Here is a 25840-nt window from a genome sequence, read left to right as displayed (position 1 = left end):
CTTCCGTCGGTTCTCGGTACGGGTCGGGCGGTCGGGTGGCGGCGACTGAGGCACGCGCGCCCCCGCCCGGGAGCCGGGACCAGCGTAGTCGGGCCCGGCGGCCGAGGTGTACGGACCATCACGATCCGGACACGACCGGCGCCTCGCCGCGTCGTTTCGCCCCACCGGGCGCGGCGCCCCGTACGGTGGCTGGCGTGACCGGCGATCGCACGGGTGACTCCACGACGGATCCCAGGAAGGATCCCAGGCAGGTGCCCGCCCCGTTCGCGGCCGCGCTGGCGTCCCTGCGCGAGCGGCGGCTGCGCGGCGAGGTGCACCTCGCGGAGATCCCCGGCCCCACGCGCGTGGCCCCCTACTCGGTGGCCCTCGAGGGCGAGGTCGTCGAGCCCGGCGGCGAGGAGGTCGCCACCGGCCGGTTCGTCGTGCTGCACGACCCCGACGGCCAGGAGACGTGGCAGGGCACGTTCCGGGTGGTCACGCTCGTGCGCGCCGTCCTCGAGCCCGAGCTCGCGGCCGACCCGCTCCTGGCCGACGTCGCATGGACCTGGGTGACGGAGTCGCTCGCGGCCGCGGGCGTCGAGACGTTGGCCGTCGGGGGCACCGTGACGCGCGTGCTCTCCCAGAGCTTCGGCGCCCTGGACGCCACGCCCGACGCCGTGGACCTCGAGATCCGCGCGTCCTGGACGCCGACCGACACGGACCTCGGGGTGCACCTCGCCGTGTGGGGCGACCTCATGGCGACCGCCGGCGGCCTGCCGCCGCTGCCCGACGGCGTCGCCTCCCTCGCTGCCCGCTCCGGCGGCCGCGGGCACCCCCGGCCCGGGTCACGACCGCATACCGTGGGGCCATGAGCTCAGCAGTCCCCCCGACCGCCACCGACGTCGTCCCGCTCACCGAGCCCGCGGACGGCGTCGGCCGCGTCGTCGACACCCCGGCCGGCCTCGACCGCGTCGTCGAGCGCTTCGCGGCCGGCACCGGGCCCGTCGCCGCCGACGCGGAGCGCGCCTCGGGCTACCGCTACGGCCAGGCCACCTACCTGGTCCAGCTGCGGCGCGAGGGCTCCGGCACGGCGCTGCTCGACCCGGTCGCCCTACCGGACCTGTCGGCGATCGGCGACGCCGTGGGCGACGCGGAGTGGGTGCTGCACGCCGCCTCGCAGGACCTGCCGGGGCTCGCCGAGCACGGGCTGCGCCCCGCGCGAGTCTTCGACACGGAGCTCGCTGCGCGCCTGCTGGGCCTGGAGCGGGTGGGCCTCGCGGCCGTGGTCGCCGAGCTGCTCGGGCTCGGCCTGGCCAAGGAGCACTCCGCCGTCGACTGGTCCACGCGGCCCCTGCCCGAGGACTGGCTGCGGTACGCCGCGCTCGACGTGGAGGTGCTGGTGGAGCTGCGCGACCGCCTGGCCGAGCGGCTCGACGCGGACGGCAAGACGGAGTGGGCGGCCCAGGAGTTCGAGGCCGTGCGCACCGCGCCGCCCCCGGCCCCGCGGGTCGACCCGTGGCGGCGCACGTCGGGCACGCACACGCTGCGCGACCGGCGCCAGCTCGCCGTCGTCCGCAGCCTGTGGCAGGCGCGCGACGCGAGCGCCCGCGCCCGCGACGTCTCCCCCGGCCGGGTGCTGCCCGACCGCGCCATCGTGGCCGCCGCCCGCGCGCTGCCGCGCACGGTGCCGCAGCTGACCGCCCTGCCGGAGTTCGCCGGCAAGGCCACGCGACGCCGCGCGCCCGCGTGGCAGCGCGCCATCGACGAGGCCCTCGCCCTGCCCGACGACCGCCTCCCGAGCCAGCGCGGCCCGCGCTCCGACGGTCCGCCGCAGCCGCGCACCTGGGCCGACCGAGACCCCGTCGCAGCCCGCCGGCTCACGGCGGCGCGCGAGGTCCTCGCCGGGCTGTCCGAGGAGCTGCACGTGCCGGTGGAGAACCTCCTGCAGCCGGACGCCCTGCGCCGGCTGTGCTGGACCCCGCCGGAGCCGACGAGCGCGCCCGAGATCGCGGACTTCCTCCGCGGGCGCTCGGCCCGGCCGTGGCAGATCGAGCTGGTCGCCTCGCCCCTCGAGGGTGCCTTCGCCGCCGTCTCCTGACAGGTCGGTGAGACGGGGTCTCAGAGTGGTCTATCCTGATTCCCGGTACTCGCGGTAGCGTGTACCTCGGCGCCGGCCCCACCGGGTCGTCGCCCGAGAGCGGCGTCGCTCGTCGGACGCCGAAGTCCCGACCCCCGCCTGCGGATGGAGCTTCCATGACCACACGGAACCCGGCCCGCCGCGCGCTGCGCGACGTCGTCTTCGTCGAGGGCGTGCGCACGCCGTTCGGCAAGGCCCGGCCCGACGGCCTGTACGCCGAGACGCGTGCCGACGACCTCGTCGTCAAGGCCGTGCGCGAGCTGCTGCGCCGCCACCCCGAGCTGCCGGGCGAGCGCGTGGACGAGGTGGCGATCGCCGCCACCACCCAGCAGGGCGACCAGGGCCTGACGCTCGGCCGCACCGTCGGGATGCTCGCCGGCCTCCCCCAGACCGTCCCCGGCTTCGCCATCGACCGCATGTGCGCCGGCGCGATGACCGCCGTCACCACCACCGCCGCCGGCATCGCGACCGGCAGCGCCGACGTCGTGATCGCGGGCGGAGTGGAGCACATGGGCCGCCACCCGATGGGCTTCGACGCCGACCCCAACCCGCGCTTCCTGTCGGAGCGGCTCGTCGACCCCGAGGCCCTGAACATGGGCGTCACGGCCGAGAACCTGCACGACAAGTTCCCGCACCTCACCAAGGAGCGCGCGGACGCCTACGCCGTGAACAGCCAGGCCAAGTACGCCAAGGCCGTGGCCAACGGCGACGTCGGGCCCGAGCTCGTCCCCGTCGCCGTCCGCTCCGCCGAGCAGGGCTGGGGCCTCGCCACCGCCGACGAGCTGCCCCGACCGGGCACCACCGTCGAGGGCATCGCGAACCTCAAGACGCCGTTCCGCCCGGGCGGCCGCGTCACCGCGGGCAACGCGTCCCCGCTGACCGACGGCGCCACCGCCGCGCTGCTCGCCTCCGGCGACACCGCCGCCGAGCTGGGCCTGCCGGTCGCGATGCGCCTGGTCTCGTCCGCGTTCGCCGGCGTCGACCCGTCGATCATGGGCTACGGCCCGGTCCCGGCCACCGACAAGGCGCTCGCCCAGGCCGGGCTGACCATCGACGACATCGGCCTGTTCGAGATCAACGAGGCCTTCGCCGTGCAGGTGCTGAGCTTCCTCGACCACTACGGCATCGCCGACGACGACGAGCGCGTCAACCCGTACGGCGGCGCCATCGCCATGGGCCACCCGCTGGCCAGCTCGGGCGTGCGGCTCATGACGCAGCTCGCGCACCAGTTCGCGAAGCACCCCGAGGTCCGGTACGGCATCACCACCATGTGCGTGGGCCTGGGCCAGGGCGGCACCGTGATCTGGGAGAACCCGCACCACGCCGACTACTCCGGCCACACCGCCGAGCAGACCAGCACCGCGACGGACGAGGAGAACTGACACCGATGACCGAGAACACCTCCGGCGTCCGCGCCGAGCGCGTCACGCACTCCCTCGTCCGGGACGTCGAGCTGCCGGGCGGCGCGGGCACCCTCGCGCTCGTCACGCTCGACAACGGCCTCGACCACACCAAGCCCAACACCCTGGGCCCGGAGGGCATGGCCGAGCTCACGGCGGCGCTCACCGCGCTGCAGGAGCGGGCGGGCCGCGGCGAGATCGCCGCCGTCGCCGTCACCGGCAAGCCGTACTTCCTCGCCGCCGGCGCGGACCTGCTGCAGGTCTCCAGCGTCACGTCCCACGAGCAGGCGCTCGAGCTCGGCCGCTCCGGGCACGCCGCCTACGAGCTGCTGCACACCATGGGCGTGCCGACGTTCGCGTTCGTCAACGGGCTCGCGCTCGGCGGCGGGCTCGAGGTCGCGCTCAACTGCGACTACCGCACCGTGTCGTCCGACGCCCCCGCGCTGGGCCTGCCCGAGACCGGCCTCGGCCTCGTCCCGGGCTGGGGCGGCGCCTACCTCGTGCCGCGCCTGGTCGGCATCGAGAAGGCCGTCGACGTCATCCTCACCCGCCCCGCCGCGCAGAAGCCGTTCAAGGCGGCCGAGGCGGCGCAGATCGGCCTGGTCGACCAGCTCTTCGAGGCCGCCGACTTCCTCGAGCAGTCGATCCTGTGGGCCTCCCGCGTGCTGCGCGGCGAGGTCGAGGTGCCGCGCCGGGAGCTCGACCCGCAGCCCGTGTGGGACGCCGTCGTGGCCGCCACGCGCCAGCGGCTCGACGCCGTCGTCGCCGGCTCGCGCCCCGCGCCCTACCGCGCCCTCGACCTGCTCGCCGCGGCCCGCACCGCGACCCGCGAGGAGGCGTTCGCCGCCGAGGACCGGGCGCTGGCCGACCTCATCATGTCCGACGAGATGCGCGCGAGCGTCTACGCGTTCCAGCTCGTCTCGGGCGGCAAGAAGCCCGTCGGCGCGCCGGACAAGAGCCTCGCCCGCCCGGTCACGCGCGTCGGCATCGTCGGCGCCGGCCTCATGGCCGCGCAGATCGCGCTGCTCGTCGCGCAGCGCCTCGGCGTGCCCGTGGTCATGCGCGACCTCGACCAGGAGCGGGTCGACAAGGGCCTCGGCTTCGTCCGGTCCACGGTCGAGAAGCTCGTCGGCCGCGGCCGGATGACGCCCGAGGCGGCGGCCCGCATCGTCGCGAGCGTCACCGGCACCGCCGAGATCGGCGACTTCGCCACCTGCGACGTCGTGATCGAGGCCGTCACCGAGGTCATGGGCCTGAAGAAGAAGGTCTTCGCCGAGCTCGAGGGCATCGTCGGCGAGGACACGGTCCTCGCGACGAACACCTCGGCGCTGTCGGTCACCGAGATGGCGGCCGACCTCCAGCACCCCGAGCGCGTGGTGGGCATCCACTTCTTCAACCCGGTGGCCCAGATGCCGCTGGTCGAGGTGGTGCAGGCCGAGAAGACCTCCGACGAGGCGCTCGCCACGGCGTTCGCGATCACCAAGAAGCTGCGCAAGACGGCCGTGCTCGTCGCCGACCGGCCGGGCTTCGTCGTCAACAGGCTGCTCGTGCTCGTCATGGGCAAGGTCGTCGAGGCGATCGAGAACGGCACGTCCGTCGAGGTCGCGGACACGGCCCTCGCGCCGCTCGGCTTCCCGATGCCGACGTTCGAGCTCTTCGACCTGGTCGGCCCGGCGGTCGGCCTGCACGTGCTCACCTCGCTGCGCGAGGACCTGGGCGACCGCTTCCCGACGTCGCCCGGCCTGGAGAAGCTCGTGGCCGACGGCACGAAGGTCGTCCTGGACCGCCCGGCGCCCGGGCTGCCCAAGCCGGTCGACCCGGCGATCCAGGCCGTGTTCGGCGAGGCCCTGCCCGCCGGTGCCACGGGCCGCCAGGGCACCCCGGTGCTCGACGCCGACGGCGTCCTCGACTCCGTCCTCACGGCGCTCACGGTCGAGGTCGGGCACATGCTCGACGAGGGCGTGGTCGCCGGGCCGCAGCAGATCGACCTGTGCATGATCCTCGGCGCCGGGTGGGGCTTCCACACCGGCGGCATCACGCCGTACCTGGACCGCGCCGGGTACTCCGAGAAGGTCCTGGGCCGCCGGATCCTGCCCGACGGCGTCGCGAACGTCCCCGAGGCCGTCGCCTGACACGCCCTCCTCGGGGCCCCGAGCCGCACGGCTCATGAGGCGCCCGCGGCCCGTCCCGACCTCGGGGACCGGCCGCGGGCGCCTCACGTGCGCTCGACGGCGCGCCGGATCGCCGCGACGGTCCGCGCGACGTCGTCGTCGTCCGTCGACCAGTTGCTCACCGAGACGCGCAGCACGGCCCGGTCCCGCCACCGGGACCCGGAGATCCACGTCTCGCCGTCGGCGACGAGACGCTCGCCGACGGCCCGCGTCCGGGCGTCGTCCTCGAGCGCCAGGCACACCTGCGTGTAGACGACGTCGTTGACGACCCGGACGCCGTCGATGCGCGCCGCGCCCTCGCCGATGGCGCGGGCGCGACGCGCCAGCCCCGCGACGAGCTCGACCAGGCCGTCGCGGCCCAGCGAGCGCAGCGCGGCCCACGTCGGCACGCCCCGGGCGCGCCGCGAGAGCTCGGGTGCCTTGTCGTACGGGTTGCCGGGCCCGGGGGCGTCCACCAGATACGCCGTGTGCACCCCGAACGCGGCGCGCACCGGCGCCGGGTCGGCGACGACCGCGATGCCGCAGTCGTAGGGCACGTTGAGCGTCTTGTGCGCGTCCGTGGCCCACGAGTCGGCGGCCGCCATCCCCCGCACCAGGTGCGCGAGCCCGGGCACGGCGGCCGCCCAGAGGCCGAAGGCCCCGTCGACGTGCACCCAGGCGCCGTGCTCGTGCGCGAGCGGGACGGTCTGGGCGAAGGGGTCGAACGAGCCGGAGTGCACGTTGCCGGCCTGCAGCACGACGATCGTCGGCGTCCCCGGCGGCGCCTCGCCGAGCGCGGACGCCAGGGCGTCGGCGCGGATCCGGCCCTGGTCGTCGGCCTCGACCGTGGTCGGCCGCCCGAGGCCGAGATAGCGCAGGGCGAGGTCCACCGAGTCGTGGCGCTCGGCGCCGACCAGCACCCGCACGGGTGGCCCGCCGGCCAGGCCGCGCTCGTGCACGTCCCACCCGGCGCGGGCGAGCACGGATGCGCGCGCCGCGCCGAGGCCGGTGAGGTTCGCCGTCGTCGCGCCGGTCACGAACCCGACGTCGGCGCCCGCGGGCAGGCCCAGGGCGTCGAGCACCCAGCGCCCGGCCGCCTCCTCCACCGCGACCACGCCCGGCGTCGAGAACCGCATGCCGGCGTTCTGGTCCCACGCGCTCACGAGCCAGTCGGCGCCGAGGGCGGCGGGGAGCGTGCCGCCCATGACCCAGCCGAAGAACCGTCCCGACCCGATCGCCATGAGGCCCGGCTCCACCCGGGCGGCCAGCTCGTCCACCACCTCGTCGGGCGCGAGCCCCCGGGCGGGCAGTGGCCCGGCGAGCGTCCGCCCGACCGCGTCGGCGTCGGCCCGCGGCGGCACGGGGCGTTCTCCGACGTCCGCGAGCCAGGCCCGCGCGTGGTGGGCGGCACGGTCCAGCGCGCCGTCGAAGTCCTTGCCTCGCACCGTCATCCGGGTGCTCCTTCGCGGCCGGCTCGGGTTCTCCAGCGTACCGAGGCGCCGCCGGCGTCGCGCCGGCCCGCGTCCCTGAGACCGGGCGAACTTCCGGCGACGGCGCGTACGTGTGACACTTCCCCGATGAAGCGGACCATCGGGGTCGAGGAGGAGTTCCTCCTGGTCGGGGCGGACGGCAGGCCGGTGGCGCGGGCGTCCGAGGCGCTGGACGCCGCCGAGGACGACGACACACCCCCGCCGTCCGAGCAGACCGGGGGCGGCGCGCTCGAGACAGAGTTCATGGAGGAGCAGCTCGAGACGGCGACCCATCCCCGCCGCGAGCTCGCCGACCTGGCCGCCGAGATCCGGGCCGGGCGCCGGCGCGCCCAGGCCGCCGCGGACCGGGTGGACGCGCGCGTGGCGGCCCTCGCGACGTCGCCCTGGCCCTTCGAGGGCACCACCGTCGCGCGCCTGCGCTACCTCGAGGCGCGCGCGAAGTTCGGGCTGACGGCCCGCGAGCAGCTCACCAGCGGCTGCCACGTGCACGTCGCGGTCGAGGACGACGCCGAGGGCGTGGCCGTGCTCGACCGCATCGGCCCCTGGCTGTCCGTGCTGCTGGCACTGAGCGCCAACTCGCCGTTCTGGCAGGGCGAGGACTCGGGGTTCGCGAGCTATCGCTCGCAGGTGTGGGCGCGCTGGCCCACGTCGGGGCCGGCCCGGACCTTCGGCAGCCCCGAGTCGTACCACGAGGCCGTCGACGCCCTGGTCGCCACGGGCACGATCCTCGACCAGAACATGGTCTACTTCGACGCCCGTCTCTCGTCGCGCTACCCGACGGTCGAGGTCCGCATCGCTGACGTCTGCCTCGACGCGGACACCGCAACCCTCGTGGGCGCGCTGGCCCGGGGCCTGGTCGAGACGGCCGCGCGGGAGGTGGCGGACGGCCAGCCCGCGCCGGTCCTGCGCACCGAGCTGCTCCGCACGGCCGCCTGGCGCGCGGGGCGCTCCGGCCTCTCGGAGGAGCTCCTGTCCCCGCTCACGTGGCGGCCCGCGGGCGCGCACGACGTCGTCGGGCAGCTCGTGGCGCACGTCCGCGACGCGCTCGTCGACGCCGGCGACCTGGACGCCGTCACCGACCTGCTCGGCCGGCTCTGGGCGTCCGGCGACGGCGCGGCGCGCCAGCGCGCCTGGCACGCGGCCGGTGACGGCGACCTCCGCGTCGTCGTCGAGCGCGCCGTGGCCGCGACACACGCCTGATCGGCCCGACCGGGGCCGCCGGACGGTCGGTCAGTCGTCCCAGCCCATCCGCAGCACCTCGAAGGGTGTCGCGTGCGCGACGCCGAGCCGCGGGCCGGTGGCCGACGTCATCCCGGCGAGGAACTCCGCCGGGTCGAAGTGCTCCCACCCGAGCCCGTCGAGGTAGGCGGCATGCGCCCGCAACGAGGCGACCCCGGCGTCGAACGTGGCGCTGACGTCGACCGCGTGCCCCGCGTCGGGCGAGCCCGCGACCCACACCTGCCGGACGCCGCCCCACGGTTCGAGCCCCTCGTCCTCCAGCTGGTCGGTGAAGACCCAGCGGTTCCCGGCGTCGCGCACGGCGTCGACGACGGCGCGGCCGGTCGCGACGTGATCGGCCTGATTGAGCATGCCGCCGGGGAACGTCTCGCGGTAGTTCCCGGTGATGACGACCTCCGGGCGGTGCCGCCGGACGGCCCCCGCGATCGCCCGCCGCAGCGGCAGGCCGTATTCGATCACGCCGTCGGCGAAGCCGAGGAACTCCACGTCGTCGACGCCGACCGCCCGGGCGGAGGCGACCTGCTCGGCCTCCCGCACGCGGCGCGCCTCGTCGGGGTGCATGCCGTCGATCCCGGCCTCGCCGCTGGTCACCATGACGTAGACGACCCGCTTGCCCTGCCCCGTCCAGCGCGCGACGGCCGCGGCCGCGCCGAACTCCATGTCGTCGGGGTGCGCCACCACCGCGAGCGCCGTCGTCCAGCCCTCGTCGAGCGGCTGCAGGGGGAGGTCGTCGGCCGCGTGCTCGGACGTCGTCGTCATCCCGCCATGCTAGAGCGCGGAGGGCTGCCGAGCGCCGGAGCGTGACGTCAGTCCTCCCAGTGGAAGAGCGCGTCGAACTCGCGATACGAGCCGGGGTCGGACAGGAGCGTGGGTACCTGGACGTCGGGGGCGAGCGGCGTGCCGAGGTCCGAGGCGTGCAGCCGCACGAGACCGTGCCGTTCCACGACCGCCTGGACCTGGGGGGCGATCTCCGCGACCGCCGGGGTGGTCAGCCGATCGACTCCGGCGAAGGTCGGCATGTCCGCGGAGCCGGTGCGCTCGCCCCACGACCTGTTCCCTTCCAGGAACACGACGTACGGCGAGAGGCGGCTGAGGAGCACCGTGAGCCCCTGCCACGACCGGTCTCCGCCGGCCTTCCGGCCGGCCCACCCGGGCTCGTCCCGGAAGAACCACGCGTCGACGAAGGACGCGTATCCCGAGCCGTAGTGGTCCCACGCGATCCGCGACCGCGTCCCCGTCCGCCGTTCGACCTCGCGGCACACGGTCCGGTGCAGCGCGCGCACGGCCGCCTCGTCCGACCTCCCGTAGGCGAAGTCGTCGACGACGGGTCGGCCCTCGACGAGATCACGGACCTGCTCGGGGGTGAACACGCCCCGACCGTATCCCGGCGCGCCCGCGCGCAGGGGCCCGTCGCCGGCCGCTCAGTAGCGCTCAGTAGGTGGTCAGCCCGTGGGCGCGGAACACCTCGCGCACGGCCTGGGTCGCCTCCGGCGTCGGGGGCTCGGTGTCGTCGAGCTCGTAGGTGCGCCCCAGCTCGGCCCACTTGTCGCGGGCCATCTGGTGGAACGGGAGGACCTCGACGCGCTCGACCGTGCCGGGGCGGACCGCCTCGATGTCCGCCGCGTGCCGGGCGACGGCCGCGACGTTCTCCGGGTCGTCGGTGAGCCCGGGCACCAGCACGAAGCGCACCCAGACCGTGACGCCGCGCTCGGCGAGCCGGCGGCCGAACCGCAGCGTCGGCGCCAGCGAGCGCCCGGTGACGCGGCAGTAGGTGTCCTCGTCGCCGGACTTGATGTCGAGGAGCACGAGGTCCGTGTCGTCGAGCATCGCGTCGGTCGCGTTGGCCCCGAGGAACCCCGACGTGTCGAGCGTGGTGTGCACCCCGAGCTCCTTCGCGCCGCGCAGGACGCGCGCGGCGAACGCCGGCTGCATGAGCACCTCGCCGCCCGACAGCGTGAGGCCGCCGCCCGTCGCGGAGAAGATGCCGCGGTACCGCGCCACCCGGGCCAGCAGGTCCTCGGCGAGCACGGGCTCGCCGTCCTTCATCGCGAGGGTGTCGGGGTTGTGGCAGTACAGGCACCGCAGCGGGCAGCCGCTGAGGAACACGGTCAGCCGCGTCCCCGGGCCGTCGACGGCCGTCACGAGCTCCCACGAGTGCACCGAGCCGAGCTCGCCCGAGCGCATCAGCGCCAGGCGGTCGGAGCGGCCCACCTCCTGGGTGTCGACGGTCTCGATCCCCCGCAGGCCGGCGCCGGCCCGGCGCCGGGAGGGGGCGTCCAGCAACGCCGGGCCGGCAGTCATGGTCAGAGCCCCCCGTGGAAGGTCCGCGACAGCACGTCCAGCTGCTGCTCGCGGGTCAGCCGCACGAAGTTCACCGCGTAGCCGGAGACGCGGATCGTGAGCTGCGGGTAGTTCTCCGGGTGCTCCATCGCGTCCTCGAGCGTCTCGCGCACGAGGACGTTGACGTTCATGTGGTAGCCGTCGCTGCCCACCGAGGCGTCCAGGAGGCCGGCGAGGTTCGCCACCTGCTCGTCGCGGGTGCGGCCCAGGCCCGACGGCACGACGGTGTTGGTCAGCGAGATCCCGTCCTGCGCCTGCTCGTACGGCAGCTTCGCGACCGACAGTGCCGACGCGAGCATGCCGTGCGTGTCCCGACCGTTCATCGGGTTGGCGCCGGGCGAGAACGGCTCGCCGGCCCGGCGGCCGTCCGGGGTGTTGCCCGTGGCCTTGCCGTAGACCACGTTGGACGTGATCGTCAGCACCGACTGGGTGGGCACGGCGTCGCGGTACATCGGGTGGCTGCGGATCTTGGCCATGAACGACTCGACCAGCTCGACGGCGATGGCGTCGACGCGGTCGTCGTCGTTGCCGTAGGCCGGCCAGTCGCCCTCGGTCTCGTAGTCGACGACGATGCCGCGCTCGTCCGTCACCGGGATGACGGTGGCGTACCGGATGGCCGACAGGGAGTCCGCCGCGACCGACAGGCCGGCGATGCCGCAGGCCATCGTGCGCAGCACGTCCCTGTCGTGCAGGGCCATCTCGAGCCGCTCGTAGGCGTACTTGTCGTGCGACCAGTGGATGCAGTTCAGCGCCTCGACGTACGTCTCGGCGAGCCAGTCCATGGTGCGGTCGAAGCGGGCGCGCACGTCGTCGTAGTCGAGCGGCAGCCCGGGCGCGACCGCGGGGAACGCCGGCGAGACCTGCTTGCCCGTCACCTCGTCCTTGCCGCCGTTGATCGCGTAGAGCAGCGCCTTGGCGAGGTTCACGCGGGCGCCGAAGAACTGCATCTGCTTGCCGACCGCCATCGGCGAGACGCAGCAGGCGATGGCCGCGTCGTCGCCCCAGGCGGGGCGGATCTGCTCGTCCGACTCGTACTGCACGGCGGAGGTGTCGATCGACACCTTGGCGCAGAAGTCCTTGAACCCCTGCGGCAGGCGCGGGCTCCAGAAGACGGTCATGTTGGGCTCGGGGGCCGGGCCCAGGTTGTACAGGGTCTGCAGGAAGCGGAACGAGTTCTTGGTGACGAGCGGGCGCCCGTCCTCCCCCATGCCGCCGATCGTCTCGGTGACCCAGGTCGGGTCGCCGGAGAACAGGGCGTCGTACTCGGGGGTGCGCAGGAAGCGGACGATGCGCAGCTTGATGACGAAGTCGTCGACGATCTCCTGCGCCTCGGCCTCGGTGAGGCGCCCCGCGGCCAGGTCGCGCTCGAGGTACACGTCGAGGAACGTCGACGTGCGGCCCAAGGACATCGCGGCGCCGTTCTGCTCCTTCACCGCGGCGAGGTAGCCGAAGTAGAGCCACTGCACGGCCTCGCGGGCCGTGGTCGCCGGGCCCGAGACGTCGTACCCGTACGACGCGGCCATCTCCTTGAGCTCGCCGAGGGCGCGGATCTGCTCCGCGTGCTCCTCGCGCTCGCGCACCACGGACTCGCTGAACGGCTGCACGTCAAGGCCGAGCTTGTCGACCTTCTTCGCCGCGACCAGCTGGTCGACGCCGTACAGGGCCACGCGGCGGTAGTCGCCGATGATGCGGCCGCGGCCGTACGCGTCGGGCAGGCCGGTGATGACGTGCGAGCTGCGGGCGGCGCGCACGTTCGGCGGGTAGACGTCGAAGACGCCCTGGTTGTGGGTCTTGCGGTACTCGGTGAAGACCGTCCGGAGGTCCTCGTCGACCGGGTAGCCGTAGGTCTTCAGCGCGCCCTCGACCATGCGCCAGCCGCCGTTCGGCATGATCGCGCGCTTCAGCGGGGCGTCCGTCTGCAGGCCGACGATGAGCTCGGCGTCGCGGTCGATGTAGCCGGGACCGTGCGCGGTGATGCCGGCCGGGGTGTGCGGGTCGACGTCGTAGATCCCCTTCTCGCGCTCGGCCGGGAACATCGCCGAGAGCTTCCCCCACACCGCGGTGGTGCGGTCCGTGGGGCCCGCGAGGAACGAGTCGTCGCCCGTGTACGGGGTGTAGTTGCGCTGGATGAAGTCGCGCACGTCGATGCTGTCGCACCACGGTCCAGGGGTGAAGCCCTGCCAGGCGGTGGTGGTGGTCGGTGCCGCGTCGGTGGTCATAGGAGCCCCCTCCTTCTGAGGTCTGACCACAGCCTATTCGTGAAAGCCTTCACAAGCGATCCCAGGGGACTGTGACGTCGCAGACACCCTTCGAGCACGCGATCTGTCGCGGGTAGCGTCCGGTTCCCGCGACAGATCGCGTGCTCGACGTCAGGCCAGGACGACGCCGGACGCGGAGGCCGCGAGCGCGATCGCCTCGCGCGTGGTGGGCGCGACGACGTCGGGACGGTCCGGGCCGTCCCACGGAAGGCCGTGGGAGACCCACGCCGTCCGCGTCCCCGCGGCTCGCCGGCGGCGACGTCGGCGTGCCCGGCGTCTCCGACCATCCAGACCTGCCGCCGGTCGACGTCCGTCGCGCCCAGCCGGTCCAGGGCGATCTCGAGCAGTCGCGGGTCCGGCTTCGCGACGCCCTCCTCCTCGGACACCACGACCGCGTCGACGTGGTCCCCGAGGCCGCAGCGCGCGATCTTGCCCCGCTGCTGGGCCGAGGTTCCGTTGGTGACGACCGCGACCCGGTGGCCCGCGCCGCGCAGCGCGTCGAGCATGCCGACGACGCCGTCGTACGGGCGCACGCGGTCGAGGATGCCCTCGCGGAACCGCCGGATCGCGGCGGGCACGTCGGCGTCCCAGCCGAGACGGTCGATCAGCGCGCGGGCGAGGGCCTCCTTGGAGCCGTGACCGCCCTCGTCGACCTCGAGGATCGTCGCCAGGTCGTCCGCGGACGCGCCCGCTGCGGCCACGGCGCCGGACGCCCACGCCTCGAACGCCTCCGCGCGGCCCACCAGCGTGTTGTCCAGGTCGAAGAGCCAGATCATCGGCCGACAGTACCGAGGTCGCCGGCCGGTGCGAGACGTCGTCTCGGCGCGCGGGCCCGCCGGCGACCTGGGCGGCTCAGCCGCGGGCCAGGGCGGCCAGGGCGTCGCGGACGGCGTCCTCCGCCCGCATCCGCTGCTGCGTGAGGATCTGGTCGCGGCTGGCGTGGTCGAGGAACGCCACCGGCAGGCCGACGTGCACGAACGGCGTGCGCACGCCCTGCTCCCCCGCCCGCTGGGCCGTCATCGCGCCTACGCCGCCGTCGACGACGCCGTCCTCGATCGTCAGGACGAGGTCGTGCTCGCCGGCGAGCTTCACCAGCGCCTCCGGCACGGGCAGCACCCAGGTGGGGGCGACCACGTCGACCGCGAGGCCGTGCGCGGCCAGCGACTCGCCCGCCGCGAGCGCCGTGCCCGCCATCGACCCGACGCCCACGACGAGGACCTTGCGCCCGTCCGCGGCGCTGCCCGCGCCCGGCACGTGCCGGGCCACGACGTCCACGCCGTCGAGCTCCTCGACGGCGGGGATCGGGTCGACGACGGCGCCCTTGGGGTAGCGCACCACGGTCGGCGCGTCGTCGACGTCCACGGCCGCGCGCAGGGCGGCGCGCAGGGTGGGCTCGTCGCGCGGCGCGGCGAGCCGCAGGCCCGGGACGATGCGCAGCATCGCCATGTCCCACATGCCGTTGTGGCTGGCGCCGTCGTCGCCCGTGATGCCGGCCCGGTCCAGCACGAACGTCACTCCGGCCCGGTGCAGCGCCGCGTCCATGAGCACCTGGTCGAACGCACGGTTGAGGAACGTCGCGTAGACGGCGACCACCGGGTGCAGCCCGGCAAAGGCCATGCCCGCCGCCGAGGTGGCGGCGTGCTGCTCGGCGATGCCGACGTCGAAGGTGCGGTCCGGGAACTCCTGCGCGAACGGGGCCAGCCCCACCGGGTGCAGCATGGCCGCGGTGACGGCGACGACGTCGGGCCGGGCGCGGCCGATCTGCACGATCTCGTCCGCGAAGACCTTGGTCCAGCCGAAGCGGGACGGGGCGACCGGGAGGCCGGTCTCGGGGTGGATCTGCCCGACCGCGTGGAAGCGGTCGGCGACGTCCTGCTCGGCCGGGGTGTAGCCGCGCCCCTTCTCGGTGATGGCGTGCACGATCACCGGGCCGCCGTACGCCTTGGCGCGGCGCAGCGCGTGCTCCATCGCGGCGACGTCGTGCCCGTCGACCGGGCCCACGTACTTGAGGCCCAGGTCCTCGAACATGCCCTGCGGCGCGACGACGTCCTTGAGGCCCTTCTTCAGCCCGTGCAGCCAGTCGTACGCGAAGCGCCCGGGCGCGCCCGTGCGGTGCAGGGTGCGCTTGCCCCACGACAGGAAGGCCTCGTACCCCTGGGTGGTGCGCAGCGTGTCGAGGTGGTTCGCGACGCCGCCGATGGTCGGCGAGTAGGAGCGCCCGTTGTCGTTGACGACGATGACGAGGCGCCGGTCCTGCGACGCGGCGATGTTGTTGAGCGCCTCCCAGGCCATGCCGCCGGTGAGCGCGCCGTCGCCGATGACGGCGGCCACGTGCTTCTCCGGGTGCCCCTGCACGGCGTTCGCCTTGGCGACGCCGTCGGCCCACGACAGGGCCGTGGAGGCGTGCGAGTTCTCGACGACGTCGTGCTCGGACTCGGCGCGCGAGGGGTAGCCGGACATGCCGCCCGCCTTGCGCAGCGCGGAGAAGTCCTGCCGCCCCGTGAGGAGCTTGTGCACGTAGGCCTGGTGACCCGTGTCGAACACGAGGGTGTCGCGCGGGGACGCGAACACGCGGTGCAGCGCGATCGTCAGCTCGACGACGCCCAGGTTGGGCCCCAGGTGCCCGCCGGTGCGCGACACCTGGTCGACCAGGAAGGCCCGGATCTCCGCCGCGAGCTGCGTCGTCTGCTCCGGCGAGAGCCGGCGGACGTCCTCGGGCGAGCCGATGGTGCTCAGCAGGCTCATGCGTTCCTCCCCGTTCATAGCCACCCCACAATAGGCGCTCCGCGGACCCTGCTCGCCCACCGGGACCCGGCAGACACGGTAGTTTCGACCATGCCGACGGGAACACGTGACCGCCGGCGAGCGTTCGGCAGAGGGACGACACAGGCAGCTCGTCCTCTTCCGACACATCTCTCAGGGGACACCTGTGCGCTTTCTCGACGGGCAGCAGCCCACCACCGACCTCACCTACGGCGACGTCTTCATGGTCCCGTCCCGCTCGGACGTGACCAGCCGCTTCGACGTCGACCTCGCGTCCGACGACGGCACCGGCACGACGATCCCGGTCGTGGTCGCGAACATGACGGCCGTCGCGGGCCGCCGGATGTCCGAGACCGTCGCCCGCCGCGGCGGGATCGCGATCATCCCGCAGGACATCCCGGTGGACGTCGTCGCCGACGTCGTCGCCGGCGTGAAGTCCAAGGACCCGGTCATCGAGACGCCGGTCGTGGTGGCGCCCACCGACACCGTCTCCACGGTGCTGACGCTGCTCGGCAAGCGCGCGCACGGTGCGGCGGTCGTGGTGGCCGACGGCAAGCCCGTCGGCGTCGTCACCGAGGGCGACTGCGCCGCCGTCGACCGGTTCGCGCAGGTGCACCAGGTCATGTCGGACGACGTCGTCCTGCTCGACGCCGCGACGATCGACGCGGAGGGCCTCGAGGCCACCTTCGAGCGCATGCACGCCGCGAAGATCCACCTCGCGCCCGTGGTGCGCGACGGCGTCCTGGCGGGCGTCCTCACGCGCAAGGGCGCGGTGCGCTCGTCGGTGTACCGCCCGGCCCTCGACGCCGCCGGCCGCCTGCGGATCGGCGCGGCCGTCGGCATCAACGGCGACGTCGCCGCCAAGACGCGCGAGCTGCTGGACGCGGGCGTGGACGTGCTCGTCGTCGACACCGCGCACGGCCACCAGACCAAGATGCTGCAGGCCCTCGAGGCCGTGCGCTCGGTCTCCCCGGACGTGCCGGTCGTGGCCGGCAACGTCGTGACCGCGGCCGGCGTGCGCGACCTCGTCGCCGCCGGCGCGGACATCCTCAAGGTGGGCGTGGGGCCGGGCGCGATGTGCACCACGCGCATGCAGACCGCCGTGGGCCGCCCGCAGTTCTCCGCCGTCCTCGAGTGCGCTGCCGCCGCACGCGAGCTCGGCAAGCACGTGTGGGCCGACGGCGGCGTGCGCCACCCGCGCGACGTCGCCCTGGCGCTGGCCGCCGGCGCGTCGCAGGTGATGATCGGCTCCTGGTTCGCCGGCACATACGAGTCGCCCGGCGACCTGCACGACGACGGCACGGGCCGCCTGTACAAGGACTCGTTCGGCATGGCGTCCGCGCGGGCCGTCGCCGCCCGCACGGCCGGCGCGGGCTCCGCCTTCGGCCGCGCGCGCAAGGCCCTGTACGAGGAGGGCATCTCCACCGGGAAGATGTACCTCGACCCCCTGCGTCCGGGCGTCGAGGACCTGCTCGACGAGATCACCTCCGGGCTGCGCTCCAGCTGCACCTACGCCGGGGCCCGCACGCTCGCGGAGTTCCACGAGCGTGCGCTGGTGGGCGTGCAGTCCGCCGCCGGCTACGCCGAGGGCATGCCGGTCGCCACGAGCTGGTGAGCCTCCCGATGAGCACGGGGACGAGCGGGACCGGGCCGGCCGAGCGCGCCGCCCGGGCCCAGCTCGCCGAGCTGGCCTCGGACGGCGCGTTCCTGTCCGACTGGGGACTGGCGCGCGGGGAGCTGGACGCCGCCGCCGTGCGCCCCGCGGCCGTCCTGGTGCTGTTCGGCGTGCTCGACGACCTGGCGGCGGACCACGACGCGCAGGCCCTCGCCGTCGCCCAGGACCTCGACGTGCTGCTGCTGGAGCGGGCCGCCACGCTGCGCTCGCACGCCGGCCAGGTCGCGTTCCCCGGCGGGCGGGCCGAGGAGGGCGAGACCCCGGTGGACGCCGCCCTGCGCGAGGCCGTCGAGGAGACCGGGCTCGACGCCGCGGGCGTCGAGGTGCTGGGGACGCTCGCCGAGCTCCCCATGCCCGTGAGCAACCACCTCGTCACGCCCGTGCTCGGCTGGTGGGCGCGCCCCACCCCCGTGGGCGTGGTGGACGTGGCCGAGTCCTCGCACGTCTTCCGCGCCCCCGTGGCCGACCTCCTCGACCCCGGCCACCGCATCACGACCGTGCTGCGGCGCGGCGGCCGCGCGTGGCGCGGCCCCGGGTTCGAGCTGGTCGACGCCGACGGCGCGCCGCACCTGGTGTGGGGGTTCACGGCGGGCATCCTCGACGCCGCGTTCGACCGCCTCGGCTGGACGGAGCCCTGGGACCACGCCCGCGAGCGCGAGCTCTGAACGAACGGGCGGTGAGCGCGAGATCGGGGACGATCCGCCGCCGGATCGTCCCCGATCTCGCGCACACCACGTCCGGGGCGGGATGATGTCCCGGTGCCTGCCGCCGAGATCGACGTCGACGTCCCCCTGACCCGGGCACTGCTCGCCGAGCAGCACCCCGACCTGGCCGGGCTCCCCCTGGAGATCGTGGCGCACGGCTGGGACAACGTCATGGTGCGGCTCGGCGACGACCTCGCCGTCCGGCTGCCGCGGCGCGCGCTCGCCGCTCCCCTCGTCGAGCACGAGGCCGCCGCCCTGCCCGCTCTCGCCGACCGCCTGCGCGACGCCGTGCCCGACGTCGTCGTCCCGGTCCCGGTCCGCGTGGGCGGACCGAGCTCAGCCCTCGGCTATCCCTGGTCGTGGACGGTGGTGCCGTGGGCGGACGGGGTGAGCGCGGAGGCGACCCCGGTGGCGGCCCGCACGGCCTGGGCAGGGACGTACGGCCGCCTGCTCGCCGCCCTGCACGTGCCCGCGCCGGCGGACGCCCCGCCCAACCCCGTGCGTGGCGTCCCGCTGGCCCGGCGCGTCGAGGCGCGCGACCCGGCGGCGCTCGACGAGCGACTGGGCCACGTACCTCCCGACCTGCGCGACGTCGCGCGACGACTGTGGGATCGGGCCGTGGAGGCCCCCGCCCACGACGGGCCGTCCGTGTGGCTGCACGGCGACCCGCACCCCGCCAACCTCGTGGCCGCACCCGGCGGGGGCGCCCGGCCCGACCGCCTGGCCGCCGTCGTCGACTGGGGCGACGTGACGTCGGGCGACCCCGCCTCCGACCTCGGCGAGGTCTGGCTGTGCTTCGACGCCCGTGGTCGCGCCGACTGCCGTGCCGCCGTCCAGGCGAGCGCGAATGGCGGTCACGGCTGGGACGACGCCACCTGGCTGCGGGCCGCCGGCTGGGCGCTGCTCTACGCGACGAACATGCTCGCCCACGCCGACCTGCACCCGAGGATGCTGCCGATCGGCCGGCACGCCCTCGCCGCGCTGCTCGACGAGGCGGCATGAGCGCGGGACAGGGCGTCCGCAGGACGGGACCAAGCCGGACTCGGGCCATGGCCCGCGACGGGCAGAAGACCACCTGGACCGACGCCGACCCGCGCGCGTTCGTCGCCGCCGTCCCGCGGCCGGCGCGGCGGCGGGACGCCGAAGCCCTGCTCGCCCTGATGGAGCGGGCCACCGGGCAGCCACCGCGGATGTTCGGCGCGTCGATCGTGGGGTTCGGGGAGTACCGGTACGCGTACCCGAGCGGCCGGACGGGCCACGCCGCGGCCGCCGGGTTCTCCCCGCGGGCGGCCGCGAACGTCGTCTACCTCTCCGACGGCGTGGCGCCGCACGCCGACGCGCTGGCGCGGCTCGGCCCGCACACGACCGGCGTGGGGTGCCTCTACCTCAGAGACGTCGCGCAGGTGGACCTCGGCGTCATGGAGGAGATCGTCGCCGCGTCCTACGCCGCGCTCACCGCGGGCCCGTACGGGCTGCGGGCGCGCGACGGCGGCGACCTGACGCGCTGACCGTCAGCGGGCGGCGAGCACCGCCGGGTCCGCACCGCGCGCCTCGAGCGTGCCGCGCACGGCCGCCAGCGCGCGGGCGTACACGCCGTCGTCGCCGAGCAGCAGCGAGCCGTCGTTCGCGGCGTTCAGCATCGCGGTGATCTCGAAGGCGAGCTGGTCGACGTCGGTGCCGGCCGCGAGCTCCCCGGCCTCCACCGCGAGCCCCGCGTGCCGGCGCAGGTACGACGTCCAGTCGCGGTGGGCGGCCACGACCGCGTCGCGCACGGCACCGTCCTGGGTGTCGAACTCGACCTCCACGGTCCGGAAGAAGCAGCCGCCCGCGAAGACCCGGCGGCGGGAGTAGTCCGTCCAGCGCCGCACGAGCGCCCACAGCCGGGCCAGACCCGGCGCCGCCTCCCGGGCGGGCAGCACGACGGCCTCGACGAAGATCGCCCGGGCGTGCTCGACGGCCGCGAGCTGCAGCCCCTCCTTGCCGCCGAACAGCCCCGCGATGCCGCTCTTGTTGACCGGCAGCCGCGCGGCGAGCGAGCCGAGCGTGAGGGCCTCGAGTCCGCGGACGGAGGCGTCCTGGACGGCGAGGTCGAGGACGGCGCGGCGCGACCGGTCGCCACGCAGGCGGCGGCCGTCGGCCGGGAGGGGGGTCTCGGTGGTCACCCAGTGAGTGTACGACCGTTCGTTCAGTGTTACTGTGCGAACGATCGTACAGTTTCTTCCATCCCATCTCGTCCGGAGGCCGCCGTGCCCTACGTCCCCGCCGTCGTCAGCACCGGCTTCCGTGCGCTGTCCGCCGTCGCTCCCCCGCTCGCCGTCCGCCTCGCCGCCCGCACCTTCTGGCGGCTCGGCCCGCCCGCTTCCGTGCGCCCCGCGGACCGCGCCGTGCACGAGCGCGCCCGGCGCGGCGCCGTCGCCGTCGACGGCGAGCGCGTCGTCACCTACCGATGGGGCTCCCCCGACGCCCCGGCCGTCCTGCTGGTGCACGGGTGGCGCAGCCGGGCGTCAGGCTTCGCACCCCTCGTCACCGCGCTCGAGGAGGCCGGTCTCGCCGTGGTCGCGTTCGACGGCCTCGGGCACGGCGGGTCGACCGGGCGCCGGATGTCGGCCCTCGACCAGATGGCGGCGATCCGCGCCGTGCACGACGCCGAGGGGCCGTTCGCCGCCGTCGTCGGGCACTCCCTGGGCGCGCTGGCGGCCGGGCTCGCGCTGGCCGACGGCCTGCCCACAGGCCGCTTCGTCTCCGTGGCGGCGATGACGGGCTTCGACGCGGTCGCCGCGTCCTTCCTGCGGCTCGCAGGGATGCCCGACCGGCTGCACGAGCGGTTCTGCGACCACGTGGAGCGCACGTTCCCGGGCGGGGAGCGCGACGTCCGCGCCCGCATCGACCTGCTCGCGCACCCCGTCCCGCCACGGGTCGCGACGCTGTTCGTCCAGGACGACGACGACCGGATGTCGTCGCCCGCGGGAGCGCCGCTCCTGCACGCGGCGGTACCGGGCAGCGACCTCGTGACGACCCGAGGGCTCGGGCACAACCGGGTGCTCGACGACCCCGCCGTCGTGGCGGCCGTCGTCGCCCACGTCACCGCGAGCCGGCCGGCGGCCGTGAGACGGTGAGCGGGGCGGGCTGGGACAGGCCCGCGACGAACCGGGAGGTGCACGGTGCGGGTGGTCGTCGTCGGCGGGACGGGGCGGATCGGGGCGCGGCTCGTCGCGCTGCTGCGGGCGCGCGGGGACGAGGTGCTGGCCGCGTCGAGGCGCACGGGGGTCGACGTCGTGACCGGGGCGGGCCTGGAGCCCGCCCTCGCGGGGGCGGACGCGGTCGTCGACGTCTCCCGCTCCCCCTCCATGGCCCCCGCCGACGCGCGGGAGTTCTTCACGACTGGCACGCGCACGCTGCTCGACGCCGGCGAGCGCGCGGGGGTCGCGCACCACGTGCTGCTGTCGGTCGTCGGCGCCCGGCTCCTGCGCGGCGCGGGCTTCCTGCAGGCCAAGGTCGCCCAGGAGGACCTGGTCGCCGGGTCCGGGCGCCCGCACACCGTCCTGGCGGCCACGCAGTTCTTCGGCTTCGCCGCGGGCATCGCGGACGCCGCCACGCAGGTCGGCCCCGGCGGCCCCGAGGTGCGGCTGCCCGACGTCCCCGACCAGCCCGTCGCGGAGGACGACGTCGCGGCCGAGCTGCTGCGCGTCCTCGACGAGGGACCCGCCGGCGCGACCCTCGAGCTCGCGGGGCCCGAGCAGATGCGTCTCCCGGGCTTCGTGGCCGCGGGGCTGACGGCGGCGGGCGACCCACGTCCCGTCGTCCCCGACCCCGCCGCGACCTACTTCGGCGCCACGGTCGCCGGCGACGAGCTCCTGCCCGGGCCGGGCGCCCGGCTCGGCGTCGTGCGCCACGCCGACTGGCTCACGGCCCGCTGACCCGGCGCGCGACGCACGACGGCGCCCCGCCCCTCCACGCGGGAGGGACGGGGCGCCGTCGTCGTGCAGTGGCTCGTCAGGCGACGAGCGAGCGCAGCACGTACTGCAGGATGCCGCCGTTGCGGTAGTAGTCCGCCTCACCGGGCGTGTCGATGCGGACCACGGCGTCGAACTCGACCGTCGAGCCGTCGGCCTTGGCCGCGGTGACCTTGACCGTCTCCGGCGTCGAGCCGTCGTTCAGCACGGTGATGCCCGCGATGTCGAACGTCTCCGTGCCGTCGAGGCCCAGTGACTCGGCGTTCTCGCCGGCCGGGAACTGCAGCGGCAGCACGCCCATGCCGATGAGGTTGGAGCGGTGGATGCGCTCGAACGACTCGGTGATGACCGCCTTGACGCCCAGGAGCGCGGTGCCCTTGGCCGCCCAGTCGCGCGACGAGCCGGAGCCGTACTCCTTGCCGCCGAGCACGACCAGCGGGGTGCCCTGCGCCGCGTAGTCCTGCGCCGCGTCGTAGATGGTGTCCTGGGCGTTCTTCACGAAGTTGAACGTGTAGCCGCCCTCGACGCCGTCCAGGAGCTGGTTCTTGAGGCGGATGTTCGCGAACGTGCCGCGGATCATGACCTCGTGGTTGCCGCGGCGCGAGCCGTAGCTGTTGAAGTCGCGGCGACCCACGCCGTGCTCGGCCAGGTACTTGCCGGCCGGGCTGTCCGCCTTGATGGAGCCGGCGGGAGAGATGTGGTCGGTCGTGACCGAGTCGCCCAGCTTCGCCAGCACACGGGCGCCTGAGATGTCGGCCACCGGCGCGGGCTCGGCGCCCATGCCCTCGAAGTACGGGGGCTTGCGCACGTAGGTGGACTCGCCGTCCCAGGAGAACGTGTCGCCCTCCGGGGTCTCCAGCGCGCGCCACCGGTCGTCGCCGGTGAAGACGTCCGCGTAGTCCTTGGTGAACATGTCGCGGTCGATCGACGAGTCGATCGTGGCCTGGACCTCCTCCGGCGAGGGCCAGATGTCCTTGAGGAACACCGGGTTGCCGGCCTCGTCGCGGCCCAGCGGGTCGGACTCGAAGTCGAACTCCATCGTGCCCGCGAGCGCGTAGGCGATCACCAGCGGCGGGGACGCCAGGTAGTTCATCTTCACGTCGGGGTTGATGCGACCCTCGAAGTTGCGGTTGCCCGACAGGACCGAGACGACCGACAGGTCGTGCTCGTTGACCGCCTCGGAGATCTTCTCGTCGAGCGGGCCCGAGTTGCCGATGCAGGTGGCGCAGCCGTAGCCGACCAGGTGGAAGCCGAGCTTCTCGAGGTAGGGCCAGAGGCCCGACTTCTCGTAGTAGTTCGTCACGACCTGCGAGCCCGGCGCCATCGACGTCTTGACCCACGGCTTGGCCGTGAGCCCCTTCTCGACGGCCTTCTTGGCCAGGAGCGCCGCGGCGAGCATGACCGACGGGTTCGAGGTGTTGGTGCACGACGTGATCGACGCGATCGCGACCGCGCCGTGGAACAGGTCGAACTGCTTGCCCTCGCTGTCCGTCACCGGAACGGTGCGCCGCACCTGGGCGTGCGTGGACGGCGAGTCGGAAGCCGGGAACGACTCCTTCTCGGCCTCGTCCACGGAGTCGATGACCTCAGGGGCGTAGGCCGGCAGGTCGCGAGCGAACGCCGACTTGGCGTTCGACAGCTCGATGCGGTCCTGCGGGCGCTTCGGGCCGGCGATCGACGGCACCACGGTGCCGAGGTCCAGCTCGAGGTACTCCGAGAACTTCGGCTCGACGTAGGACTCCGAGCTCGGGTCGAGCCACAGGCCCTGCTCCTTGGCGTACGCCTCGACGAGCGCGAGCTGCTCGTCGCTGCGGCCGGTGAGGCGCAGGTAGTCGAGGGTCACGTCGTCGATCGGGAAGATCGCGGCGGTGGAGCCGAACTCCGGCGACATGTTGCCGATGGTGGCGCGGTTCGCCAGCGGCACCTGGGCGACGCCCGCGCCGTAGAACTCGACGAACTTCCCGACCACGCCGTGCTGGCGCAGCATCTGGGTGATCGTGAGCACGACGTCGGTCGCGGTGACGCCGGCCGGGATGGAGCCCGACAGCTTGAAGCCGACGACGCGCGGGATGAGCATCGACACCGGCTGGCCCAGCATGGCCGCCTCGGCCTCGATGCCGCCGACGCCCCAGCCCAGGACGCCGAGGCCGTTGACCATCGTCGTGTGCGAGTCGGTGCCGACGCAGGTGTCGGGGTAGGCGCGCAGCACCTTCTGCCCGTCGACGTCCACCTCGCGGGTCATGATCGTCCGGGCCAGGTACTCGATGTTGACCTGGTGCACGATGCCGGTGCCCGGGGGGACGACCTTGAAGTCGTCGAACGCCGTCTGGCCCCAGCGCAGGAACTGGTAGCGCTCGTGGTTGCGCTCGTACTCGAACTCGACGTTGCGGGCGAAGGCGTCCGCGCGGCCGGCGACGTCGATCTGCACGGAGTGGTCGATGACCATCTCGGCGGGGGCGAGCGGGTTGATCCGCTTCGGGTCGCCGCCGAGTTCCGCGACGGCCTCGCGCATGGTGGCGAGGTCGACGACGCAGGGCACGCCGGTGAAGTCCTGCATGATCACGCGCGCCGGCGTGAACTGGATCTCCGTGTCGGGCTGGGCGTCCGGGTCCCAGGACGCGAGGGCGCGCACGTGGTCGGCGGTGATGTTGGCGCCGTCCTCGGTGCGCAGGAGGTTCTCGGCGAGGATCTTCAGGGAGTACGGGAGGCGCTCGGCGCCCTCGACGGCGGAGAGGCGGAAGATCTCGTAGGCCTTCCCGCCGACCTCCAGCGTTCCCTTCGATCCGAACGTGTCCACGCTGCTCACTGCGGCTCCTTCTGCGGGGCTGGCCGGCGGCGGCACCGTGCGCGCTGCGGCGCGCCGGGTCCGACGCCGTGGTTCTGGGGGCTCCGCCCAGCGTACGCCGGGCACCTGGTCAGCATAGCCCATATATCTTGACGTCAAGATATCTCGGCGTCAGGTCCCGGCGCCGCACGCGGCGGGAATTTCCCGTACGGCGCACGGGAACAGCGGCCGCGGCCCGCGCGTTGTGCTGCTGCTCCCGACCGGAAGGACTCCCATGCCCCCTCCCATGCCCCCGCTGCCGCCGCTCACCGCCCAGGCCGAGCTGCTCGTCGACCGTGGCGTCGTGCCGACCCAGGCGCTCTCCCCCGCCGCGCTGCGCGACGCCGCCACGGCGCTGGAGCGCACCGCCCCGGCCGGGTCGCTGCTGGTGGTGCACCCGCGCGTGCTGCCGCCGTCCGCCCTGGCCGGACACCTGCGCCGCACGGCGACCGTTCGCGGTGGCGCCGTGGAACGCTCGGGGTTCGTCGTCGTCGACATGCGCGACGTGGACGACTTCGCGCCCGTGCCCGGGGTCGACGTGCCGGACGCCGACGTCTACGCCGTCGCCGCCCCCGACCGCGGCGACGCGATGGCGAACTGGTCGCCCGAGGAGGCCGAGCCGGCGATCGCCGCGCGGGGCGCCAGCCCGCTCACCCTCGCCGAGGGGATCCACTGGGTGCTGCAGTCCCCCGACGTGCTCGCCCGGAACCTCTGCTTCATGACCATCGGTTCCCGGCTGCGGCGGCCGGACGGCACCTACGACGCGCGTACGCCCGCCGTCTGGATCTCGAACGGCACCGGCCGCGACGGGGCCGAGCGTCGCGGTGCACCCAAGGTCGGCTGGTGCTGGTGGCGCAACCGGCACACCTGGCTCGGGTTCGCGTCCGCCGCCGGTCGCCACGCCTGACGCCCCCGGCGGCGTCCGCAC

At 74.5% G+C, this 25840-nt stretch carries 21 protein-coding genes; 12 read left to right on the top strand and 9 right to left on the bottom strand.

Features of this window, described 5'->3' with window-relative positions; all coding sequences use genetic code 11:
- Nucleotides 1-251: 251 nt before the first annotated feature.
- The 4 genes from AAG589_RS02875 (at nucleotide 252) to AAG589_RS02860 (ending at nucleotide 5648) form a co-directional block, all read left to right on the top strand.
- Nucleotides 252-851 (top strand): DUF3000 domain-containing protein, encoded by a 600-nt coding sequence (locus AAG589_RS02875; protein ID WP_430565733.1) that lies wholly within the window; start codon nucleotides 252-254, stop codon nucleotides 849-851.
- Nucleotides 848-2077: a ribonuclease D gene (locus tag AAG589_RS02870; RefSeq protein ID WP_430565732.1), complete on the top strand. Its 1230-nt coding sequence runs from the start codon at nucleotides 848-850 to the stop codon at nucleotides 2075-2077. Before AAG589_RS02875 ends, AAG589_RS02870 begins: the two co-directional genes overlap by 4 nt.
- A 155-nt stretch (nucleotides 2078-2232) precedes the next feature.
- Nucleotides 2233-3498, top strand: coding sequence for a thiolase family protein (locus AAG589_RS02865; RefSeq protein ID WP_430565731.1), 1266 nt, complete (start codon nucleotides 2233-2235; stop codon nucleotides 3496-3498).
- A gap of 5 nt (nucleotides 3499-3503) precedes the next feature.
- Nucleotides 3504-5648, top strand: coding sequence for a 3-hydroxyacyl-CoA dehydrogenase NAD-binding domain-containing protein (locus AAG589_RS02860; RefSeq protein WP_430565730.1), 2145 nt, complete (start codon nucleotides 3504-3506; stop codon nucleotides 5646-5648).
- 83 nt (nucleotides 5649-5731) lie between these two features.
- On the opposite strand, the gene AAG589_RS02855 is transcribed toward AAG589_RS02860, so the two are convergent.
- The gene (locus AAG589_RS02855) at nucleotides 5732-7117 is read right to left on the bottom strand and encodes a pyridoxal phosphate-dependent decarboxylase family protein (protein WP_430565729.1); all 1386 of its coding nucleotides are present in this window, start codon (nucleotides 7115-7117) and stop codon (nucleotides 5732-5734) included.
- 126 nt (nucleotides 7118-7243) lie between these two features.
- On the opposite strand from AAG589_RS02855, the gene AAG589_RS02850 reads away from it, so the two are divergent.
- Entirely contained in the window at nucleotides 7244-8356 is a 1113-nt protein-coding gene (locus tag AAG589_RS02850; RefSeq protein ID WP_430565728.1) for a carboxylate-amine ligase, read from the top strand.
- A 30-nt stretch (nucleotides 8357-8386) separates the two neighbouring features.
- Here the strand turns inward: AAG589_RS02850 and AAG589_RS02845 are convergent, their stop codons facing one another.
- From AAG589_RS02845 to dxs, 6 genes are all read right to left on the bottom strand, one after another.
- Nucleotides 8387-9154, bottom strand: coding sequence for a PIG-L deacetylase family protein (locus AAG589_RS02845; protein WP_430565727.1), 768 nt, complete (start codon nucleotides 9152-9154; stop codon nucleotides 8387-8389).
- Nucleotides 9155-9201: 47 nt separating this feature from the next.
- The gene (locus tag AAG589_RS02840) at nucleotides 9202-9765 is read right to left on the bottom strand and encodes a hypothetical protein (protein WP_430565726.1); all 564 of its coding nucleotides are present in this window, start codon (nucleotides 9763-9765) and stop codon (nucleotides 9202-9204) included.
- Between the two features lie 61 nt (nucleotides 9766-9826).
- Complete coding sequence (gene pflA / locus AAG589_RS02835) at nucleotides 9827-10696, bottom strand: pyruvate formate-lyase-activating protein (RefSeq protein ID WP_430565725.1); 870 nt, start codon at nucleotides 10694-10696, stop codon at nucleotides 9827-9829.
- 2 nt (nucleotides 10697-10698) lie between these two features.
- Nucleotides 10699-12954, bottom strand: coding sequence for a formate C-acetyltransferase (pflB, locus tag AAG589_RS02830; protein ID WP_430565724.1), 2256 nt, complete (start codon nucleotides 12952-12954; stop codon nucleotides 10699-10701).
- On the bottom strand, nucleotides 12951-13769 hold the full coding sequence (locus AAG589_RS02825) for an HAD family hydrolase (protein ID WP_430565723.1): 819 nt from the start codon (nucleotides 13767-13769) through the stop codon (nucleotides 12951-12953). The genes pflB and AAG589_RS02825 overlap by 4 nt, the downstream gene beginning before the upstream one ends.
- Before the next feature lie 76 nt (nucleotides 13770-13845).
- Complete coding sequence (gene dxs / locus AAG589_RS02820) at nucleotides 13846-15738, bottom strand: 1-deoxy-D-xylulose-5-phosphate synthase (protein ID WP_430565722.1); 1893 nt, start codon at nucleotides 15736-15738, stop codon at nucleotides 13846-13848.
- Nucleotides 15739-15922: 184 nt separating this feature from the next.
- Here dxs and guaB1 point away from each other — a divergent pair, with 184 nt between their 5' ends.
- The 4 genes from guaB1 to AAG589_RS02800 all read left to right on the top strand — a co-directional run bounded on the left by guaB1 (nucleotide 15923) and on the right by AAG589_RS02800 (nucleotide 19643).
- Nucleotides 15923-17371 (top strand): GMP reductase, encoded by a 1449-nt coding sequence (gene guaB1 / locus AAG589_RS02815; RefSeq protein ID WP_430565721.1) that lies wholly within the window; start codon nucleotides 15923-15925, stop codon nucleotides 17369-17371.
- 8 nt (nucleotides 17372-17379) lie between these two features.
- Entirely contained in the window at nucleotides 17380-18096 is a 717-nt protein-coding gene (locus AAG589_RS02810; RefSeq protein ID WP_430565720.1) for an NUDIX hydrolase, read from the top strand.
- Between the two features lie 93 nt (nucleotides 18097-18189).
- A complete protein-coding gene (locus AAG589_RS02805) occupies nucleotides 18190-19137 on the top strand; it encodes a phosphotransferase (RefSeq protein WP_430565719.1) in 948 nt (315 codons plus the stop codon).
- 47 nt (nucleotides 19138-19184) lie between these two features.
- Nucleotides 19185-19643, top strand: a complete 459-nt coding sequence (locus tag AAG589_RS02800; protein WP_430565718.1) for a DUF1801 domain-containing protein — start codon at nucleotides 19185-19187, stop codon at nucleotides 19641-19643.
- A gap of 3 nt (nucleotides 19644-19646) precedes the next feature.
- On the opposite strand, the gene AAG589_RS02795 is transcribed toward AAG589_RS02800, so the two are convergent.
- On the bottom strand, nucleotides 19647-20297 hold the full coding sequence (locus AAG589_RS02795) for a TetR/AcrR family transcriptional regulator (RefSeq protein WP_430565717.1): 651 nt from the start codon (nucleotides 20295-20297) through the stop codon (nucleotides 19647-19649).
- Nucleotides 20298-20381: 84 nt separating this feature from the next.
- On the opposite strand from AAG589_RS02795, the gene AAG589_RS02790 reads away from it, so the two are divergent.
- Both AAG589_RS02790 and AAG589_RS02785 read left to right on the top strand, forming a co-directional pair.
- On the top strand, nucleotides 20382-21251 hold the full coding sequence (locus AAG589_RS02790; RefSeq protein ID WP_430565716.1) for an alpha/beta fold hydrolase: 870 nt from the start codon (nucleotides 20382-20384) through the stop codon (nucleotides 21249-21251).
- Between the two features lie 45 nt (nucleotides 21252-21296).
- Nucleotides 21297-22052, top strand: a complete 756-nt coding sequence (locus AAG589_RS02785; protein WP_430565715.1) for an SDR family oxidoreductase — start codon at nucleotides 21297-21299, stop codon at nucleotides 22050-22052.
- Between the two features lie 76 nt (nucleotides 22053-22128).
- Here the strand turns inward: AAG589_RS02785 and acnA are convergent, their stop codons facing one another.
- Nucleotides 22129-24894 carry an aconitate hydratase AcnA gene (gene acnA / locus AAG589_RS02780; RefSeq protein ID WP_430565714.1) on the bottom strand — a complete coding sequence of 922 codons (2766 nt, stop codon included), beginning with the start codon at nucleotides 24892-24894 and terminating at the stop codon, nucleotides 22129-22131.
- 253 nt (nucleotides 24895-25147) lie between these two features.
- On the opposite strand from acnA, the gene AAG589_RS02775 reads away from it, so the two are divergent.
- Nucleotides 25148-25819, top strand: a complete 672-nt coding sequence (locus AAG589_RS02775) for a DUF5701 family protein (RefSeq protein WP_430565713.1) — start codon at nucleotides 25148-25150, stop codon at nucleotides 25817-25819.
- Nucleotides 25820-25840 lie beyond the last annotated feature (21 nt).

The sequence above is a fragment of the Isoptericola sp. F-RaC21 genome (assembly GCF_038593535.1).
Classification (GTDB): domain Bacteria; phylum Actinomycetota; class Actinomycetes; order Actinomycetales; family Cellulomonadaceae; genus Isoptericola.
This window is presented reverse-complemented; position numbering and strand designations above follow the sequence as displayed.